16 protein-coding genes and 1 pseudogene are annotated in these 19,272 nt (G+C 61.2%); all 17 read left to right on the forward strand.

Annotation, left to right across the window (positions count from 1 at the left end; translation table 11 throughout):
* The first annotated feature begins 86 nt into the window (after positions 1-86).
* Positions 87-1,166 carry a tryptophan--tRNA ligase gene (gene trpS / locus DCO57_RS08590; protein WP_116698480.1) on the forward strand — a complete coding sequence of 360 codons (1,080 nt, stop codon included), beginning with the start codon at positions 87-89 and terminating at the stop codon, positions 1,164-1,166.
* A gap of 157 nt (positions 1,167-1,323) precedes the next feature.
* The gene (locus tag DCO57_RS08595) at positions 1,324-3,768 is read left to right on the forward strand and encodes a PAS domain-containing hybrid sensor histidine kinase/response regulator (RefSeq protein WP_116698646.1); all 2,445 of its coding nucleotides are present in this window, start codon (positions 1,324-1,326) and stop codon (positions 3,766-3,768) included.
* Between the two features lie 359 nt (positions 3,769-4,127).
* Positions 4,128-4,994, forward strand: a complete 867-nt coding sequence (locus DCO57_RS08600) for a GNAT family N-acetyltransferase (RefSeq protein ID WP_244287908.1) — start codon at positions 4,128-4,130, stop codon at positions 4,992-4,994.
* Between the two features lie 507 nt (positions 4,995-5,501).
* Positions 5,502-6,164: an RNA polymerase sigma factor gene (locus DCO57_RS08605; protein ID WP_244287909.1), complete on the forward strand. Its 663-nt coding sequence runs from the start codon at positions 5,502-5,504 to the stop codon at positions 6,162-6,164.
* Between the two features lie 130 nt (positions 6,165-6,294).
* A pseudogene (locus DCO57_RS24135) lies at positions 6,295-6,726 on the forward strand (flagellin); the annotation flags it as partial.
* Between the two features lie 492 nt (positions 6,727-7,218).
* Entirely contained in the window at positions 7,219-7,467 is a 249-nt protein-coding gene (locus tag DCO57_RS24140; RefSeq protein ID WP_347876552.1) for a flagellin, read from the forward strand.
* 207 nt (positions 7,468-7,674) lie between these two features.
* Entirely contained in the window at positions 7,675-9,378 is a 1,704-nt protein-coding gene (gene fliD, locus DCO57_RS08620) for a flagellar filament capping protein FliD (RefSeq protein ID WP_116698482.1), read from the forward strand.
* Between the two features lie 3 nt (positions 9,379-9,381).
* Positions 9,382-9,825 (forward strand): flagellar protein FliS, encoded by a 444-nt coding sequence (locus DCO57_RS08625; RefSeq protein WP_116698483.1) that lies wholly within the window; start codon positions 9,382-9,384, stop codon positions 9,823-9,825.
* A gap of 3 nt (positions 9,826-9,828) precedes the next feature.
* Positions 9,829-10,143: a hypothetical protein gene (locus DCO57_RS08630; protein WP_133192645.1), complete on the forward strand. Its 315-nt coding sequence runs from the start codon at positions 9,829-9,831 to the stop codon at positions 10,141-10,143.
* 391 nt (positions 10,144-10,534) lie between these two features.
* Positions 10,535-11,209 carry a FlgD immunoglobulin-like domain containing protein gene (locus DCO57_RS08635; RefSeq protein ID WP_116698485.1) on the forward strand — a complete coding sequence of 225 codons (675 nt, stop codon included), beginning with the start codon at positions 10,535-10,537 and terminating at the stop codon, positions 11,207-11,209.
* Between the two features lie 11 nt (positions 11,210-11,220).
* Positions 11,221-12,477, forward strand: coding sequence for a flagellar hook protein FlgE (gene flgE / locus DCO57_RS08640; protein ID WP_116698486.1), 1,257 nt, complete (start codon positions 11,221-11,223; stop codon positions 12,475-12,477).
* 5 nt (positions 12,478-12,482) lie between these two features.
* Positions 12,483-12,740 (forward strand): hypothetical protein, encoded by a 258-nt coding sequence (locus tag DCO57_RS08645; protein WP_116698487.1) that lies wholly within the window; start codon positions 12,483-12,485, stop codon positions 12,738-12,740.
* Between the two features lie 2 nt (positions 12,741-12,742).
* Positions 12,743-13,228: a flagellar export chaperone FlgN gene (flgN, locus tag DCO57_RS08650; protein ID WP_116698488.1), complete on the forward strand. Its 486-nt coding sequence runs from the start codon at positions 12,743-12,745 to the stop codon at positions 13,226-13,228.
* A gap of 28 nt (positions 13,229-13,256) precedes the next feature.
* A complete protein-coding gene (flgK, locus tag DCO57_RS08655; RefSeq protein ID WP_116698489.1) occupies positions 13,257-14,600 on the forward strand; it encodes a flagellar hook-associated protein FlgK in 1,344 nt (447 codons plus the stop codon).
* 10 nt (positions 14,601-14,610) lie between these two features.
* Positions 14,611-15,507, forward strand: coding sequence for a flagellin (locus DCO57_RS08660; protein WP_116698490.1), 897 nt, complete (start codon positions 14,611-14,613; stop codon positions 15,505-15,507).
* 277 nt (positions 15,508-15,784) lie between these two features.
* Positions 15,785-18,052, forward strand: coding sequence for a PBP1A family penicillin-binding protein (locus tag DCO57_RS08665; RefSeq protein ID WP_116698491.1), 2,268 nt, complete (start codon positions 15,785-15,787; stop codon positions 18,050-18,052).
* Between the two features lie 260 nt (positions 18,053-18,312).
* Positions 18,313-19,212: a LysR family transcriptional regulator gene (locus DCO57_RS08670; RefSeq protein ID WP_116698492.1), complete on the forward strand. Its 900-nt coding sequence runs from the start codon at positions 18,313-18,315 to the stop codon at positions 19,210-19,212.
* Positions 19,213-19,272: the final 60 nt, after the last annotated feature.

Below are 19,272 nucleotides of genomic sequence, written 5' to 3' on the forward strand. Positions count from 1 at the left end.
CATGGCGATGCGCCGCGGCTTACACCCGGCGCGCCCAAATGTTCACAGCGCCCTTCCAACCGGCCGCACCAATAAAGGGATTTGCAATGGCGGAGTTCCAGCCCCGTGTCTTTTCCGGCGTCCAGCCGACCGGCAATCTTCATCTCGGAAACTACCTGGGCGCCGTTTCGCGCTGGGTTCCCCTGCAGGATCAGATGCCGACGATCTTCTGTGTCGTCGACGCTCATGCCATTACCGCAGGATTTCCCGATCCGGCCGAATTGACCAACGCGACACGCGAAGTGACCGCCGCCTATATGGCGGCCGGGATCGATCCGAAGAAATCCATCATCTTCAATCAGTCGCAGGTTCGCGAGCACATGGAGCTGGCGTGGATCTTCAACTGCGTGGCGCGCATGGGCTGGCTCGGCCGCATGACCCAGTTCAAGGAAAAGGCCGGGAAAAACAGGGAAAACGCCTCCGTCGGGCTGTTTGCCTATCCCAACCTGATGGCCGCCGACATTCTGGCCTATCGGGCCACCCATGTTCCGGTCGGCGACGACCAGAAACAGCATCTGGAACTGACCCGCGACATCGCCGCGAAATTCAACAATGATTTCGGCGACCGGATCAAGGAGCTCGGCATCGGCGTGCCGAATCCGACACCCTCGCCCGAATTGCCGGAAGAACTCTATTTTCCGATGACCGAGCCGATGATCGCCGGACCGGCAACGCGGATCATGTCGCTGCGCGACGGCACGAAGAAAATGTCCAAGTCCGACCCCTCGGACCTGTCGCGAATCAACCTGACGGACGATGCGGACTCCATCGCCCGGAAAGTGAAGAAGGCCAAGACCGATCCGGATGCCCTGCCGGACGAGACGGATGGACTGGAAGGCCGGCCCGAAGCGGACAATCTCGTGGGAATCTATGCCGCCCTGAGCGAAATGACCAAGGCAGAGGTTCTCGCGGAATTCGGCGGCCAGCAATTCTCGGCCTTCAAGCCGGCGCTCGCCGATCTGGCCGTCGCGAAGCTGTCACCGATGACCGACGAAATGCGCCGGCTGATGGATGACAGGACGCAGATCGACGCCGTCCTGAAGGAAGGCGCGGAAAAGGCCTCCGCCATCGCCGAGCCCGTGCTCAAGGACGTGCGCAAGATCATCGGTTTCCTGGACGTCCGCTGATACCGGACACGATTGAACCTCGACGGTCCTCTCATTCCCTGTGAAGGGATTGAGGGGCCGCAGCGGCGTACAGCATCGGCAGTTTGGCCAAGGAAACGGATTCTAAAAGTTTAACCGGCACACTCTCTCCAACTGGATCTTGTAGAGAGTAGTGATCTTGGCCAATCAGAACAGCGACCGTACCGCCGATGCGGACGCGGAACCGGAAGCAGATCGCGTCCGGGAGGACACCCTATCCCGGACGCGGGCACAGGCCCCAACCCGGGACGCAGGAGTCCCGGGATCCTCCAGAGCTTCCGACGGCGCCGACGCCGGCGACATCGGACCCGATGTCGGCCCGGGTCGCCGGGCGACCGACACACCGGTGTCCGCACCGGCCAGATCCCTGCAGCATCTTGCCGTTGCGGGTCTGGTGCTGGGACTGGCGGCTGCCTTCTTCCTTGTCTCCGGCACGGGCACCAACCGGTTCCTCGGCGCCGGACTGGCCTTTTTCGCAGGCGGACTGGCCGTTTGGCGGCTGTTCGCGGACGACATGCATCGCTCTGTCTCGGGTCTGCAGGTCAAGGACGACAAGATCCGGCGCCTGATGGCCCGGTGCGAGGAGCTGGAAGACCGGGCGTGGGAACTCGGCGAATCCGACGAGCGCCACGCCAGCATCCTGGCGACTCTCGGCGATGTGGTCATCCGGCGCGACCAGGACGGCACGATCACCTATGTGAATTCGGCTGCGGAAGACGTCTTCGGCGCGGGACATCCCCTGGTGCCGGGCAGTCCCATGGCATTGCCCCTGGTTGAGCGCGACGGGGAGAGCGGCACCCGGATCGGCCTGTCCGACGGCGAGACGGAAGGCATGGGCTTCGGAGATCTCCTCATGGAGACGGCGCAGGGGCACCGATGGTTCTCGCGCATCGATATTCCCGTGCGCGATACGGCAACGGACCGGCAACTCGTGCAGACCGTCCTCAGGGATGTCACCGAGCGCCGGCTTATCGAGGAAGAGCTGCTTGCCGCCCGGCATTCGGCGGAAAGTTCCAACGAAGCGAAATCCCGGTTCCTGGCGACGGTCAGTCATGAAATCCGCACGCCGCTCAACGGAGTCCTGGGCATGGCCGCGCTGCTGCGCGACACGCGCCTGACCAAGGAGCAGAGCGCCTATATCGAAGCCCTGGAAACCTCGGGAGAAACCCTGCTCCTGCTGATCGACGAAGTCCTGGACTTCTCCAAGGTCGAAGCCGGGAAACTGGATATCCAGGCCGTTCCCGTCCAGATCGGCGCACTCGCCGAAAACGTCGTTGAACTGCTCGCGCCCAAGGCACACGCCAGAAATCTTGAAATCGGCGCCATGATCGATCCCGACCTGCCGGCGGAGGTCACGCTCGATGCCACACGGGTGCGGCAGATCCTGTTCAACCTGATCGGCAACGGCGTCAAGTTCACCGACGAAGGCGGCGTGGCGGTGGAACTGACCGGACGGCCCCGTGCGGAGGGCGGCAGTTTTCTGGATATCGCGGTACGTGATACCGGCATCGGATTCGACAAGGGGGAGGCGGAGCGCCTGTTCCGCGAGTTCGAACAGGTCGATCACGGCCCGGCTCGGAAATTCGGCGGGACCGGCCTCGGACTCGCCATCGCCCAGCGTCTTGCGGGGCTCATGGGCGGTTCCATCACTGCCGAACCGGCGGAGGAGTCCGGTGGAGCCTTGTTCCGCGTGTCGCTCCCCATTCCCGAGAGCCTTGCGGCCAACGCCGACCCGCGTCTTGCCGGGCTTGAAGGCGGCAGGATCGTCTTCGTGACCAACAGCCGGATCGAATGCCCCCTGCTCGCAACCCGTCTGGAACGCCATGCGGCCACTGTCAGTATCCTGGCGCCAGGCATGGATGATCTCGACGAAACCCTGACCGCCGCCGACCTTCTGGTGGTCGACAACGCCGCCCTTTCCGACAGCGGCGGCTGGCTGGCTACCGCCCGCCTGACAGGATGTACCGCACCCGCCGTCATCATGATTTCACCGCCGGAACGGGAACGGCTGGACAACCTGCGCCAGGCCGGCTACGCGGCCTATCTCATCCGGCCCGTCAGGATCGAAACACTCATCCAGATCTTTTCCGGACTCCTGAACGGCGACGGCATCGACCATGCCTGGGACGTCAGCGCGGAGCCGGTCAGCAACGGCTTTCTCACCAGCCGCAACCGGGCCTCCAGCCGCCCCCTGCGCCTGCTGGTCGCCGAGGACAACGACATCAACCGGCTCCTGAGCGAGGCCATGCTGCGCAAGCTCGGTCATGTGCCCGTGATGGTCGCCGATGGCGAAAGGGCGGTCGAGGAAGCCGTGAGCGGCGCCTTCGACGCGGTCCTGATGGATCTTCACATGCCGGGACTGGACGGCTTCCAGGCGATCCGGAAGATCCGCGAGGAGGAACAGGCCAGCGGGCGGGCTCCCGTGCCGATCGTGATCGTCACCGCCGATGTCATGAAGGACGCCCGTGACGAGGCCGCCGAAGTCGGGGCTGCCGGCTATCTGACCAAGCCGCTTTCCGTCGAAGCGATCTCGGACGCCCTCGCGGAGATCAGCCGGACCCAGACGACCGCAGCTGCAAGGTGACCGGACATCCGGACCGGCATGATGACCGCAGATCCCCAAGGTCATGTTTCACAAACCCGCAAGACTGCGTTAAATACCACCCTGTGGAACTTGCTGACTGACGCGGCAATTGTCATCCAGTTGTCGGATTGGTGTGTTCTACGGCAGAATCGACGTACACTAACCTGGATCGGAGTCTATAATCCGGCGAAGGTAAGACGGCACTGTCATCGGATATCGGTCCGTGAAACCTTCCAGGGGTCGGATCCCGAGTGTGACTGAAAGATCAAGAGGGTGGAATGTCCATTATGCGGCAAGGACTGTTTTCTCCTAGGAACCTGGTCCGCAGGTTCACACCGGTCATGCGCCCCGGTGCGGCCATGACGAATGGGGCGCGGCCGATTCATGCCATCCACACACCGGTCAAGACCGGTGAGACACTCGGCCGTATCGGCGCGCTGGAAGTCCGTATGGCGCGCAACTTCAAGGAAGTCAAAAAGGCCCAGCGCCTCCGCTACGACGTTTTCTACGAGGAAATGTCGGCAGTCGCCGACGCGCATACTCTTGCGACACGCCGGGACGCCGACCCCTTCGATGCCTATTGCGATCACCTGCTCGTGGTCGACCATGCCTCGATGAAACGCAACAAGCTCGGCCGCCTGAAACCGGAGATTGTCGGTACCTACCGCATCCTGCGCCAGGAGATCGCGGACCGGCACGGCGGGTTCTACACCGCCGGCGAATTCGACATCCAGGCCCTGATCGATGCCAACCCGGGCAAGCGATTCATGGAACTGGGCCGCTCCTGCGTCCTCAAGCCCTACCGCAACAAGAAAACCGTCGAGCTTCTGTGGCACGGGATCTGGGCCTATGTGCTGCGCCACAAGATCGATGTGATGCTCGGCTGCGCGTCCATCGAGGGAACCAATCCGGACGCGCTTGCCGGCCAGCTCTCCTTCCTGCACCACAATGCCCGCGCACCCGAAGAGTGGCGCGTGCGCGCTGTGGAAAGCAGATATGTGGAGATGAACCGCCTTCCCGCAGATGCCATCAACGCGAAGGAAGCGCTCCGCGCGCTGCCGCCCCTGGTGAAGGGATATCTGCGCCTGGGCGCCTTCATCGGCGATGGCGCTGTGGTGGACCACCAGTTCGGTACGACCGACGTGCTGATCATCATGCCCGTCTCGGAGCTCAACACGCGCTATGTCAACTATTACGGCGCAGATGCGGGTCGCTATTCCAGCTAGGGACAGTGCCAACGTGTCGACCTGAGAAAGCGGAAGCCCTTCAGGTGCGGCAAACCGAAACTCTGAAACGTCCAAACGACCTACCAAAGCCAAAACGGATCAACACGTTGGCTATGCCGGCAAGGCGCGCCGCCTGAGATCTTGCTTGTCGGCTTCATGTCGAATTTTACATGAGCATTGGCGGCCGGAAAGTGAAACGGAAAGCTTCGCAACACATTCTCAACACAGTTCGAATGTGGCCCTGGGGAGGTTTCCAGATAAACCGAAATTAACGAATTTTAAACTATAATAATCTCGAAAAATACATGAAAACGACACCACCAAGACTTAGGTAGGCAGGAATTTCCTACCTTTCGGAATAAAATGCCTAGTAAAAAGCAATATTTACCTAGTATTTTTCCAGTTAAAGTTAACTTTTTTCCGCCTGAACTTCGATATTACTGCGTTATAGACTTGTAGCCATGGCTACGGAGTTTTACCCCGCGATTTGGGACCAGGGATATGGGTGTGGCGATATCAAAGTCAGAAACGACGAGCGACGGCTTTGAAGGCGATCTGAACATTGAAGTCGACAGGACGCCGCCTCCGACCGTGAGCGAATTGAAATCGCTGTCCGATGACGGGCTTCTCGAACTGATCGCCGCGGACAACGAGGATGCCTTCCAGATCCTGGTCGAGCGGCATGTGGACAGGGGATACGCGGTCGCCTACCGCATTCTTCGGAATGGTTCGGATGCGGAGGATGTCGTCCAGGATGCATTTCTCCAGGTCTGGACGCGCCGGGAGGTCTGGCAAAGCGGCCGGGCGAAATTCTCCACCTGGCTGTTTCGCGTGGTGAGCAACCGCTGCATCGACCTGCTGCGCAAGCCGAAAGCCGAAACGGTCGCCGAGTTGCCGGAACTGGCCGACAGCAGTTCCAACCAGTCGAAGGACCTGGAGCGGCAGGAGGCAACCGAACTGCTGGAACGTGCAATGACGGAACTGCCGGACCAGCAGAGAATCGCCCTGGTGTTCTCCTACAATGAAAACATGAGCAACGGTGAGATCGCCGAAATCATGGACACGACGGTGTCCGCGGTCGAATCCCTTCTCAAGCGCGGACGGCAGAAACTGCGCGATTTACTGAAATCGCAAGGTGCCGACATCCTCACCGCATTTACAAATAGTTAACTCTACTTTTCCTCTTCCAAATAAAAAATCGCCTGATACTGGCGTGTCATCTCGTTGAACTGTCAGAGCGCGGGCTATCGCGCCGCTGCGCCGAAAGACGGGCGCGGACTTTTGACACGAGGAGAAGACGATGCCTGTTATATCGACCAACACCGCCGCCAACACGGCGGTCCGCTATCTGAACGTCAACTCAAGCGAACAGTCCGAATCCCTTGCCAAGCTCGCAAGCGGATCGAGCATCACCAAGGCGTCCGACGACGCGGCCGGCCTGGCCATCGCCACCAAGATTTCCTCCGACGTGGCCGCCCTCGAGCAGGCTTCCACCAACGCCTCCCACGGCATTTCGGTCCTGCAGACCGCCGACGGCGGCGCGGCCAACGTCAGCGACATCCTGGAACGCATGAAGACCCTGGCCTCGCAATCAGCTTCCGGCACCGTGACGGATACCGAACGCGCCTACATCCAAGCGGAATTCGAGCAGCTCCAGGAAGAAATCGACGGCATCGCCGAAAGCACCCGCTACAACGGCCAGAGCCTTCTGGACGGTTCCAGCGATTTCTCCGACGATTCCGTCGAGACCGAGGCCACCGTGACCGGCGCCAGCGCGGATGCTACGGTGACCGCCGACACCACGGGCACCATAACCATCAACGACATCGAGATCGAGCTGTCCACCGACGACACGACCATGACCGTCGATGAAATGGTCGAGCAGATCAATGCCGGCCTCCAGGCGGAAGGCGAGTACACGGTCGTCGCCACCAACGAGAGCGGCACGCTGACGCTGAACACCCTGAACTCCGGCGAGAAGGCCTCCATCACCCTGGAGGACGGAACCGGCACACTAAACCTGGCAACGCTCGGCCTGACCGCCGGCACGACCACCGGCACGACAACGGAAGTCGACACGACCGGCGCCGACATCGTCGTCGGTTCCTCCTCGGCCGACACCATCAACCTGTCCCTGCCGGAACTGACCAGCGAGGCGCTCGGCATTGCCGATCTGGACGTTTCGACCGCCGATGGCGCCAAGGAGGCCCTTTCGGTCCTCGACATGGCAATCGACGAAGTCTCCAACGCCCGGGCCGAGATGGGTGCCACCATGTCCCGTTTCGAGTTCCGCTCCGCGCAGATCGACACCAGCATCGAGAACCTGGATGCCGCCCAGTCGGCGATCGCCGATGTCGATATCGCCAAGGAACAGGCCACCCTGTCGGCCGCCAGCGTGAAGGTTCAGGCCGCCGTGGCCGCTGCCTCCCAGGCAAACGAGATGCCGGAAAACCTGCTCTCGCTGATCCGATAACAGCTTTCGCGTTCGCAAGAACGCGAAGGAAGGGCGCCAGCCCCTGAAATCGATGCCGGGTCCGTATGCCTCTGCCAGTACCTGACTGCGGACCCAACCGGCGCCCTGGCTTCCGGACCGTCTTATTAGCCCCCCATAGCACATGCGAAAGCAATGTGCTGAGGCGGTCCGGAGCATCTTTCAGACCTTTCGAAACGGATCATCGCCATGAGCGTCACCGATACGACTTCCGCCACGACGACCACGACGACAACCGTTTACACGGCCACGGCGAACGCGACTGCGGATGTCGACTGGGACGCGCTGATCGAAGTCGCTGTGCTCCAGAAAGAGGTCCCGGCCGACTCGATCGAGATCAAGATGGCCGAGAATGAGGCGGAAATTGCCGCCTACGAGGAAATGCAGACCCTTCTGCAGGATTTGATGTCCGCGCTGGATGCCATCCGGGGAACCGACAATTCGCTGACCGATGCCGACGATGTCTTTTCCATGCGGGAAGCCTACCTGACCGGCTATGGCGATGTGGATGCGGAATCGGCGGTGGTGGTGACGGCCGATGACGGCATCGATGTCGCGACATACGAGCTTCAGGTCCTGCAGCTCGCCACAAGCCAGAAGGTGGCCGGCGACGTTTTCGGGGACGATTCCTCCGAACTCGGCATCTCGGGCACGTTCACCCTCGAGCTGGATGGGGCGGAATATGAAGACGGCGAGAGCGCCGTCGAGATCGAGATCTCGGAGGGCATGTCGCTGGACGAGGCTGCCGAGGAAATCAATGTCTACTCGGACGACAGCGGCGTGAAGGCTTCGGTGATCCAGATTTCCGATACCGAATACAAGCTTGTCCTGAGTGCCGCCGAGACCGGCCAGGACATCGTTCTCACGAGTGTTTCCGGCGACGATGTCGGCCAGGCCCTCGGGCTGACCGATGTAAACGGCGCCTTTACCGGGGAACTTCAGGCCTCCCAGGACGCGATCATCAGCATCGACGGTGTCGAGGTAACCCGAGACAGCAATGTCATCGACGACGTCATAGACGGGGTGACATTCTCCATCTACCAGGAGACCGGCGAAGACGGCTACATCTCCGTCGAGATCTCGTCGTCCCTGACGAGCGTCCAGGACGCGGTCTATACCCTGGTCGATGCCTATAATGCTTATCGCGAATGGGCCCTGACCCAGCAGGAGGTGGCCTCCGGCGGCGGCGCCGCCGATGATGCCACGCTTTTCGGCGACAGCATCCTGCGCAGCGCGAATGCGGATATTGCCGAAGGCCTGTCGACCGTCATCGACGAGGCGAGCATGGCCTTGCTCGGCCTGTCCTACGACAGCAGCAACTACCTCGTCGTCGATGACGAGGAGCTTGCCGATGCGCTCCTGACCAATCTGGACGCCATCGAGGATCTGCTGATGTTCCAGATGGACACCAGCTCCAGCGATCTGGCCCTTCTGGCGCGCAATGACGCGATGCCCGATGCATTGTCGCTGGATATCGAGGTGGATGCAGACGGCACCGTGACGAGCGTCCTGGTCGACGGCGAGGAGGGCCTGTTCGAGGTCAGCGGATCGCGTATCATCGGTGTCGAGGGAACCGTCTACGAGGGCATCAGCTTCGTCTTCACGGGCAGCCAAAGCCAGACCGTGGACATGACCTTCACCTCCGGCATGGTGGAGAAGCTCTATAATTCGGCCGAGCACTACGCGGATGCGAGCGAGGGTCTGCTGACGGAAGTGATCACCGCCCTTACCGAACAGAACGCCGACTATCAGGAAGACTATGACAGCATCATTTCGGATGCCGACGACTACCGGGACTATCTGACCACGCTCTACGCGTCCTACCAGGCCGCGATCGAGCTGGCGGAGTCCAACCTTTCCTACATTGAAGCTCTTCTCGATTCAGGAGATTAAACGATGAGCTATGCCATGAGCCGGGCCATAGCGGCCTACAGAACCGCCGCAACCACGGTTGCTCCCCCAGCGGCCGTGACCCTGCTGTTTGACGAGGTGCTGAACGCCATCGTTCTGGCGGCGGATCATCTGCGCAAGAAGGACTATGAACGCGCCCTTGTGCGTGTCGCCAGGGCGACGGGAATCCTGCGCGGCCTGCGCCAGAATGTCGATCTGGATATCGACAAGTCCATGGGGCAGCAGCTCATCGACATGTACACGCGCAACATCTTCGCTCTGAACAGCGCGGTAACGAAACCGGATGCCGAAGAACGCTTCGCGACGCTTGCCGAAGGCCTGCTGGACCTGCGCAATGCGTGGGCCGACATGACGACGCTTGCTCCCCGAAACCTGCAGACGCTTGTGAAGGATATACGCAACGAACGAATTGTTGCCGAATGTTTCTAAGCCATGGACAACCAATCTCCGGGCATGTACCGTCGCGCACAGGCTCGGAGATTCTTTGGTTTGGAAATGGTTGCAGCAATGCCTCTCATGGCAATCGAAAAGTTTGATGCGCTTCTGGATCAACACGGGCCCAACCTGGAAAAATGGCCGCTGACGGAGCAGGGGCAGGCAAGAGAGCTCCTGAAGATGTCCAGTGCGGCGCGAACCCGGCTCAAGGAAGAACAGGCTCTGTCAGCCCTGCTTTCCGCATGCCCGGCCCCGAAGGCACCTGTAGGTCTCGCCGCGAGAATCGTCAAGAAAGCGCGCGAGTCCAACTGACGGCCTGCCTCGGACGCTGGTACGCTCCGCTGAAGGACGCCGTCTCCCGCAATTCCCTCATTCCCCCATCTGATCGCGAAAGTTTCCTGCTGGGTAATTTCTGCCCGGTTTGACGCGCGTGCCGGCCTTTGCCGCCCGCTTGTCGCCAACAGGATTTCTCCGATCCCGCGTGTTCTTGCCGATTTTCAAGTATCTGCGCCTGCAAAAAGGCGCTCGGCAGATTTTGCCCAAGTTATACGCTGATGCGGCAAATTATTCCCAAGTAAAATAATTGAAAAAACCTGCGCCCGGATCTCCGCCGTCACCCGTTTCACTATTATGTCGGGTGAATATTTGAAGTCGTAAATTCAACTTCACCCTCTCTCAGTATTGTCCAGAAGAGGGCGGAGATATGACTATATCCACCGTTAATTCTTATACGGCTTCTACAAGCGCGACGTCGACGACATCTACCGACGATGCCAGAACGTCTATCGACAGCGATGAATTCCTGTTGCTGATGGTGCAACAGCTTCAGAACCAGGATCCCACCGATCCGGCCGATACCAGCGAATATATCAGTCAGATGATCGACTATGCGAGCTACGAGACGCAGGCCGAAATGTCCGATCAGCTCACGACCCTTACCGACACGCTTTCCAACTACATGAGCTCCCAGGGGCTCGGATATCTCGGCCAGACGGTCGAGGCGGTCGGCAACACGACATCGCTCCAGGATGGAGAGGCGCAGTGGTCCTACACGCTGGAGAGCGAAGCCGAAAACGTGACCATCAGCATCCTCGATGAGGATGGCAACACGGTCTATTCCGAAACCGGGGAAACCTCGGAAGGCGCCCATTCTTTCGCCTGGGACGGGAGCACGTCGGACGGCACACAGCTCGAGGACGGCGGGCAATACACCATTGAGGTCGCGGCAGCGGATGCCGACGGCAACGAGGTGTCGGGCTACACCACCGTCGTGGCGGAGGTGACCGCAGTCGACACCACGAGCGACGAGGCCGTACTCGGCATCGGCGATGCCTCGGTGCTCCTCGACAACGTCCTCGCCGTCCTGGCGACGCAGTAAGGAGATCCGGCATGAGCTTGCAGGGAGCCCTGAACGCGTCCATCTCCGCACTGTCCGCGCAGAGCGCCGCGCTGTCCGTCATTTCCGATAACCTGGCGAATTCCCAGACCACCGCCTACAAATCTTCCTCCACCAGCTTTTCCAGCCTTGTTGCGGGCAGCGGATCGAATTCCAGCGGTGGTGTCTCGGCGACGATGGTCTCCAACGTCGACCAGCAGGGACTGCTGGTGCAGTCGACCGAAGCGACCAGCCTCGCCATCGAGGGCGACGGTTTCTTCATCGTTGCCGACGGCTCGGACTCGACGTCGACCTACTACACCCGCAACGGCGAATTCACCGTCGACAGCGAAGGCTATCTGACCAACGGCGAATATTACCTGCTCGGCTGGGAGACGGATTCCGATGGCAATCCCATCGGCGGGACGAGCGAGAACGCGCTGGAGCCTATCGACCTGGATTCTGTCCAGAGTTCGGTAGACGCGACGTCGAATGTCGCCATCCAGGCCAACCTGCCGGCGGATGCGGAAATCGGCGACAGTTTCGAGACGACCTTCGAGGTCTACGATTCCCTCGGAACGACCAGCACGGTCACGGCAAACTACACGAAGACCGCCGAAAACACCTGGGAGATGACCTATTCCGACCCGGCCCTGCCGTCCACCGGCGAGACCATCGGAACGGTAACCTCCGGCAGCATCGAGGTGACCTTCAACACGGACGGGACGCTTGCCTCCACCAATCCCGATCCCGCGGAACTGACCATTGAAAGCTGGACGACCGGTGCCGAGGACAGCACCATCAGCATCGATCTCGGCGACGCCGGCAGCACCAGCGGTCTGACCCAGTATGCCTCCGGCGATGGCGATCCGTCGATCGATGTCCAGTCGATCGACCAGGACGGCCTGGCCTACGGCAACCTCAGCTCCATCGAGATCTCGGACGATGGCACGGTCGTGGCCTTTTTCGACAATGGCGAAGAGCGCTCGATCTACCAGATCCCCGTGGCCACATTCGGCAATCCCGACGGCCTGGAGGAAATGAGCAGCGGCATCTATGCCCGCTCATCGACGTCGGGCAACGCCACCCTGCATGAGCCGGGCGAGGGCGGAGCCGGAACAGTCCAGGGCGGCTGGCTGGAAGCCAGCACGGTTGATACCGGGGAAGAATTCTCCAAGATGCTGTCCGCCCAGCAAGCCTATTCCGCCGCATCGCAGATCATGTCGGCCGCGAACTCCATGTTCGACACGCTGCTCGACGCGGTCAGGTAACAGCCATGAGCGATCATCTCAAAGCCTGCCAGGAACAGCACAGGCGGCTGAAAGCCGACATTATGAAACTGGAAGCGGAAACGCGCAGCCAGGCAACCAGGCTGAAGCTGCAGGTTCTCAAGCGCGATCTTCAGGATCTCGTCCGCAGGATGCGGCGGGAGCAGGCGGAGGTCGGGCAGCAGATGTCCCGGTCGACCGCAGTCACCCAGGCAGTCAACGCCTATGCCAGAACGGCAGAAGTCTGGAAGAACCGAGGACGGTGAGCATGTCGAGAAAACCCGAAAAACGCCTGACCGTGATCCTGTCGCCAGCCGACATCGCAAAGGTCGAGGCCACCGTCGAACGCGCCATTCAGGTGGCCGAGGACCTTTACGCGGTGACGGAGGAGGAGAACCGGCGGCTGAAGAGCGGCCGGCCCGCCACCGTCGACGATCTTCTGGAACGCAAGCAGAAGCTTGCCACGGAACTGGAGGCTTTCCTGAAATCCTTCAAGGCGCAGAGCAATATCTTCCTGCTGGCATCTCCGGAAAAATTCACCCGGCTGCAGCACAGCAACGAGAAGCTGACGCGGGCCCTGTCGGAAAACAGCCAGAACCTGATCCGCGCACTGACGGCCAACCGCCGCAGGGTGGAGACCATCATGCGGGCGATCCGGGAAAAGCAGGCCGCCAATGCTCGCTACGACAAAACCGGGCGCTACGGCAGCCCGCCGTCGGGACCGCTTTCGATCGGCCGTCGCTACGAGGTCTGAACCGGCATAACCTGGAGGGACAAGGGCCATGACCAGCCTCAACACGGCAAGCTATATCGCGGCCAGCGCCCTGACCGCCGCCCAGGTGCAGGTGTCGGTCACCTCCGCCAATATCGCCAATGCGGACACCGAAGGCTACACCGCCAAATCGGCGACCGTGTCGTCGCAGACTACCCTGGGTTACGGCGCCGGTGTCTCCGTTTCCAATATCTCCAGCAGCGTCAGCAAATACCTGCTGGAAGACCTTTTAGGCGCAACCACGGAAACGGCGGGCGCGACCGTGACGGCGGACTATCTCAACAGCCTGCAACTGTCCTTCGGCACGACCACAGGTGACGACGGCGACGGCAGCTCGCTCGCCAACACAATCGCGACCTTCGAGAGTGCCCTGACCACGCTGGCGGAAACTCCGGAAAGCGAAAGTCTCGCGAGTGCGGCGGTCTCCGCGCTTGAGGATATTGCCTATCAGCTCAACAGCCTGTCTTCGGACATCAGCAAGCAGATCGATCAGGCGGATGACGAGATCGGCGACGCGGTCACGGCCGCGAATGAGGCGATCTCGGCGATCGACGCGCTCAACGAACGGATCGAGACGGCTGTCGCGCGCGGAGACAGCACGGCCGATCTGGAAGACGAGCTGAATGCGGCGCTGGTTTCCCTGTCGGAGCAGATGGAGATCGCGACGTTCAAGGCGGAGGACGGCACGGTCAAGGTCTATACGGGCGACGGCCAGATCCTGGTGGGCGACACTGCGCACCTGCTGTCCACCGGGACAGGAACGGACGGACAGACAACGATCTCCGTCAACGGAACGGATATCACGGAGGATCTCGACACCGGCCGGCTCGGCGCCTTGATCGAACTGCGTGACGAGACCCTGCCGGCGTCTCAGGAGATGCTCGACGAATTCGCAACGACCTTCATCGACAGTCTGAACACCGTCAGCCCGGACCTGTTGACCGGCACGGGTGCTGCCGATATCGCGGTCAGCGTTGCCGTTCAGGCCGATCCCGCTTCGATGTTGGGAGACACGCTGCCCTCTGAAGTTGCCTATGCGATGCTCGATGCCCTTCAGCTGGACGCGACCTTCGATGCGGCCGGGGGGCTTTCCGGTGGCGAGATGACCTTCGCCGATTATGCGAACGACATGCTGGGCGATATCGTCTCGAAGACGAATACCGCCGAGACGCGGCTGGAACTCGCCGAAAACGAGCTGACCACCGTAGCGGACACCATTTCCTCGATGTACGGCGTCAACGTGGACGAGGAACTGGTCCGGCTGTCGGAACTCGAACAGCTCTATTCGGTCGCCTCGACACTCCTGAGCGTCGTGCAGGAAATGTTCGAAGACCTGATGGCGGCGGTGCAGTAGGAGTTGAATCATGGTCATGCGGGTTGCGACGTTCAGTCAGTCCTCCACCATTCTGCAGAATGCCCTGCAGACACAGGCGAAGCTTGCCAAGAATCAGGAACAGCAGGCGAGCGGCTATCTTTCCAGCGACTATGCGGGCCTCGGCTCGTCCGCGGCCACCCTCGTGGACCTGGAGGTCTCGGTCGTCAGGTCGCAGGCCTCGGTCGACGTCGCCGAAGATGCGCTCACCCGGGTCGAGATGACCTATTCGGTTCTTGGCGGTATCAGCGACGTGCTGACTTCCATGCGCACCAACACGACCGCAATCATAACCGAGGACGACCTGACCGGCTTGCAAACGGTCGCCGCAAGCTACCTGGAAGACGTCACGGCACTGCTCAACACGCAGCTTGCAGGGCGGTACATTTTCGCCGGCAGCAATACCCAGGAGATGCCGGTCGACCTTGACGCCTATCAGGCCGGCAATCTGACCGATGTGAACACCGACTATTACACCGGTGACGATTATGAGCAGTCCGTCCGTGTCAACTCGGACCGGACCCTGGAATACGGCGTGACCGCCAACGCAGACGCCATAGAGGAGGCGATGCGGGCGCTCTCCTATGCCGCGACCGCCGATCCGCTGACGATGGAGGACCTGGAAACGCTTTCCGACCTGCTTGTCGGTGCGCAGGACGGGGTCGTCGCCCTGCGGAGCATCGCGTCGACTGCCGCAGCCAGCCTGGAAAGTTTCATTTCCACGGAACAGGACTATATCGCCACCGCCGGGGAGATGATCACCGACATCTCCGCCGCCGATGTCGCCCAGCTGATTGTGGAAGCCTCGAATTACGAGGTTCAGCTCGAGGCCAGCTATGCCGCCCTCGGCTCATTGAACGACGTCTCCGTGCTCGATTACCTGTTCTAGGGTGTGACCTCATAAATGAAGGGTGAACCCTTATCGGCTTTCAAACCTGCCCCTTGTCCGTGAGAAGCTGACCCGATGCTGCGTAGTCCCCCTTTGACACAGCAGCATCGGGCCAGCGGTGATTTGGGTTCCGGACCCGTTCCTGACTCGCCAGCTTTGTTTCCCTGAAAATAACAGAGGCGGGGCACCAGCCTTAACGCCCCCTTAAATTGGCGCATTCTAGAATCACTTTCGGGGATGCCGGCAAATTGCCGGGCAATTACGGGACGGATGATCTATGGCGCAACGGGCGAAACGCCAGCCGCGGATTGAGCCGACATTCGGAGATTCAGGCAGTAGCCTGCTCGACCTGCGCCTCAGCCCGCAGGATCGCCCGGCTGCGCCCGCAACAAAGCCAGCGTCCAAGAAAAAACCCCGCAAAGCCACCGGATCGGGCGGCGCGAAAAAACCCGTGACCAGGAAGCCGTCCGCCAAGAAGCCGACCAGGCCGAAGGCCGCGAAAGCGAAAAGCGCGCCGCGTGCCCGGCAGACAAGCCGCTCCGGCACGAAACGACGCGGTTCGAAACGGAAGACCCGCCTGTTCGTTCCGGCCGCGCTCGGCCGTCTGGTCAAACGCGGGCTCTACTGGAGCGCGGTCCTGGGGATCTGGGGCACTGTCGTCCTCGTGTGCATCGTCGGCTATTACGCCGCCTATCTGCCACCCACCTCCGAATGGCAGGTGCCCGCCCGGCCGCCGAATGTGAAAATCGTCGCGGCCGACGGTCAGCTCATTGCCAACCGGGGCGATACGGGCGGCGAAGCAGTCCGGCTGGAACAGTTGCCGCCCTACCTTCCCAATGCGGTCATCGCCATCGAGGACCGCCGCTTCCGGTCGCATTTCGGTGTCGATCCGATCGGGCTGATGCGCGCGGTCTACACGAATTTCACCGCCGGCCGGCTGTCCCAGGGCGGATCGACGCTGACCCAGCAGCTCGCCAAGAACCTGTTCCTCGAGCCCGACCGCACCATCCGGCGGAAGATCCAGGAACTGGTGCTCGCCTTCTGGCTGGAAGCGGAATATTCCAAGGACGAGATCCTGGAAATGTACCTGAACCGGGTCTATCTCGGCTCCGGCGCCTATGGCGTCGACGCCGCGGCGCGGCGCTATTTCGGAAAGTCGGCACGGCTGCTGACCATTCCGGAGGCTGCCACGATCGCCGGCCTGCTGAAGGCGCCGTCACGCTATTCCCCGGCGCGCAATCCGGATCTTGCCGAAGACCGTGCCCAGCTCGTCCTGGCCGCCATGCACGAGGAAGGCTATATCGATGCGGACGAAGCCAAGAACGCGCTCGCGGCGCCGGCCAAGGTCGTGCGCCGCTACACCACCGCCAGCGAGAACTATGCCGCCGACTGGGTCATGGACGTCCTGCCGCATTTCATCGGCTCGATAGAGACCGACATCGTCGTCGACACCACCATCGACCCGGCCATGCAACAGGCCGCCGAGACGGCACTGCGGGCGGCGCTGCAGGAAAACAGCAAGGCCTATGCGGTCTCCCAGGGTGCGATCGTCACGCTGGACACGGCCGGGGCCGTGAAGGCCCTGGTTGGCGGTGCCGACTATTCCAAGAGCCAGTTCAACCGCGCCGTCTATGCCAAGCGCCAGCCCGGATCGGCCTTCAAGCCGTTCGTCTATCTCGCGGCGCTGGAGAACGGCATGGCCCCGCAGACGATCCGGCAGGATCAGCCGATCACCATCGGCGGCTGGTCGCCGAAGAACTACACCAAGCAGCACTACGGCCCGGTGTCGCTGACCCGGGCCCTGAGCCTCTCGCTGAACACGGTGGCCGTGCAGCTTGCCCACGAAGTGGGGGCGGGAACCGTTGCGAAGACCGCCAGACGGCTGGGCATCGAGTCGGAGATGAACAGGAACCTGTCCCTGGCGCTGGGCACGTCCGAGGTCACGCCGCTGGAAATCGCCGCCGCCTATGTGCCGTTTTCGAACGGCGGATACGGTGTGCTGCCGCATATCATCCGGCGTATACGGACCATCGACGGCGAGACGCTCTACTCACGCTCCGGAGACGGCCGAGGCCGGGTGGTGGACCGCCGGATGGTGGGCAACATGAACCTGATGATGTCGGAAACGCTGCTGACGGGCACCGGCCGCAAGGCCCGCCTGGACAGCGGACGGCCCGCCGGCGGCAAGACCGGCACCACGCAGGATTTCCGCGATGCCTGGTTCATCGGCTATACGGGCAATCTGACCACGGCGGTCTGGTTCGGCAACGACAACAATTCTCCCACGAAAAAGGCCACGGGCGGCGGCCTTCCGGCCGGTGTCTGGAAAGAGGTGATGGACGCGGCCCACAAGGGGCTTCCCGTCGCCGATCTTCCCGGCGTTCCGAACCTGCCGGAAACCATTGCCGCGCCGAAAAAGCCCGTGCCTGCGCAGTCCGTGGGATCCGGCAGCGAGCCGATCCCGCCGGCCCCGGTCGGCGGCGGTGAAGACCGCGAACGCAAGGGTCCTCTCAACCTCCTGCGCAATCTCTTCGGCGGCGGGTAGGCAAGGGCGTTTTTCGCCGGTCCCCGCGTGCGGCCCTCGCTTGACCAGTGTGGCCGGGTTCACAGGAAAAATCAGCGACGCATCCAGGCGAAATCGTACTCTGAAAGCATCGTGAGTGATTTTCGGGACCTTCGGCAACCGGAGTGTCAAAAAACTGCATTGGTTCGCGTCTATTGAACGGGGATGCGCATAATTCCTCACCCTGAAACCGACAACCGGTCCGGTTCCGCCCGTGCCCCCTTGAATTCTTCAGACCTCCCATGCGGCAGCAGAAACTAGAAACTCTTGTCTGGCTCGCCAGACTGAAGAGCTTCCGTGCCGTGGCGGAGAAGCTGAACACGACGCAGGCCGCCATTTCACAACGGGTCGCCTCGGTAGAAAACCAGCTCGGCGTGACGCTGTTCGAGCGCAAGAAGCGCAATTGCAAACTGACCGCCGAAGGCCGGGAAATCATCCCCTATGCGGAACGCATTCTCGAATTGACGTCGGAAATGCTGAACCGGGTCGCCAATGTCGATGCTTTCCGCGGTGTGATCCGCCTCGGCGTTGTCGACACGATCGTTCATGTCTGGCTGACCACCCTTCTTGAGCAACTTCAAAAACACCATCCGCACGTCACGGTGGAACTCAGGGTGGATACGTCCTCTGTCCTCAGGGAGGCGGTTCAGAGCGGTTCCCTGGACATGGCCTTTCTGGTCGGACCCTTGGTCGATGCGGATATGACCGCACGCTATCTGTGCAGCTATGAATTCGCCTGGGTCGCCAGCGAGCGCCTGAATCTGCAGAACCGGTTTGTCGGTATCAAGGAAATCTCCTCGAAGCCCATTATCACCTTCCCAAAATCCTCAAGGCCCTATGCCATCGTCAAGGAGCAGATGAAGGCCGCCAATCTTCAGACTCCCCGCATCAACGCCTCGGGATCGGTGACGGCATCCATCAATCTGGTCGCCAATGCGGGCGGCATAGGCTTCCTGTCCGTTGTCTCGATCAGGGAAGAACTTGCCCAAGGTCGTTTGCACATGATCGAAACCGACGCCCTATCCGCGGATCTGCAATATTTCGCCTATTATCCTTCGGATTTGCCGCATGCGCTGACCGAGGCAATCGTCGACCTCGCCAGGGAAGTCGCGACGACCAGCTCGAAAGTCCTTCCGTCATAAATACTTCATATTCCAATATTTTACAAAGCTGCAAAATACCGTACAACAATATTTTCTTAT

The organism is Labrenzia sp. 011, assembly GCF_003075075.1.
Classification (GTDB): domain Bacteria; phylum Pseudomonadota; class Alphaproteobacteria; order Rhizobiales; family Stappiaceae; genus Roseibium.

Bases quoted from the DNA above. Each gene is read 5' to 3' on its own strand.
- trpS (WP_116698480.1), top strand. From the start codon at position 87: ATGGCGGAGTTCCAGCCCCGTGTCTTTTCCGGCGTCCAGCCGACCGGC.
- DCO57_RS08600 (WP_244287908.1), top strand. From the start codon at position 4,128: ATGACGAATGGGGCGCGGCCGATTCATGCCATCCACACACCGGTCAAG.
- DCO57_RS24140 (WP_347876552.1), top strand. From the start codon at position 7,219: ATGGCAATCGACGAAGTCTCCAACGCCCGGGCCGAGATGGGTGCCACC.
- fliD (WP_116698482.1), top strand. From the start codon at position 7,675: ATGAGCGTCACCGATACGACTTCCGCCACGACGACCACGACGACAACC.
- DCO57_RS08625 (WP_116698483.1), top strand. From the start codon at position 9,382: ATGAGCTATGCCATGAGCCGGGCCATAGCGGCCTACAGAACCGCCGCA.
- DCO57_RS08630 (WP_133192645.1), top strand. From the start codon at position 9,829: ATGGACAACCAATCTCCGGGCATGTACCGTCGCGCACAGGCTCGGAGA.
- DCO57_RS08635 (WP_116698485.1), top strand. From the start codon at position 10,535: ATGACTATATCCACCGTTAATTCTTATACGGCTTCTACAAGCGCGACG.
- flgE (WP_116698486.1), top strand. From the start codon at position 11,221: ATGAGCTTGCAGGGAGCCCTGAACGCGTCCATCTCCGCACTGTCCGCG.
- DCO57_RS08645 (WP_116698487.1), top strand. From the start codon at position 12,483: ATGAGCGATCATCTCAAAGCCTGCCAGGAACAGCACAGGCGGCTGAAA.
- flgN (WP_116698488.1), top strand. From the start codon at position 12,743: ATGTCGAGAAAACCCGAAAAACGCCTGACCGTGATCCTGTCGCCAGCC.
- flgK (WP_116698489.1), top strand. From the start codon at position 13,257: ATGACCAGCCTCAACACGGCAAGCTATATCGCGGCCAGCGCCCTGACC.
- DCO57_RS08660 (WP_116698490.1), top strand. From the start codon at position 14,611: ATGGTCATGCGGGTTGCGACGTTCAGTCAGTCCTCCACCATTCTGCAG.
- DCO57_RS08665 (WP_116698491.1), top strand. From the start codon at position 15,785: ATGGCGCAACGGGCGAAACGCCAGCCGCGGATTGAGCCGACATTCGGA.
- DCO57_RS08670 (WP_116698492.1), top strand. From the start codon at position 18,313: ATGCGGCAGCAGAAACTAGAAACTCTTGTCTGGCTCGCCAGACTGAAG.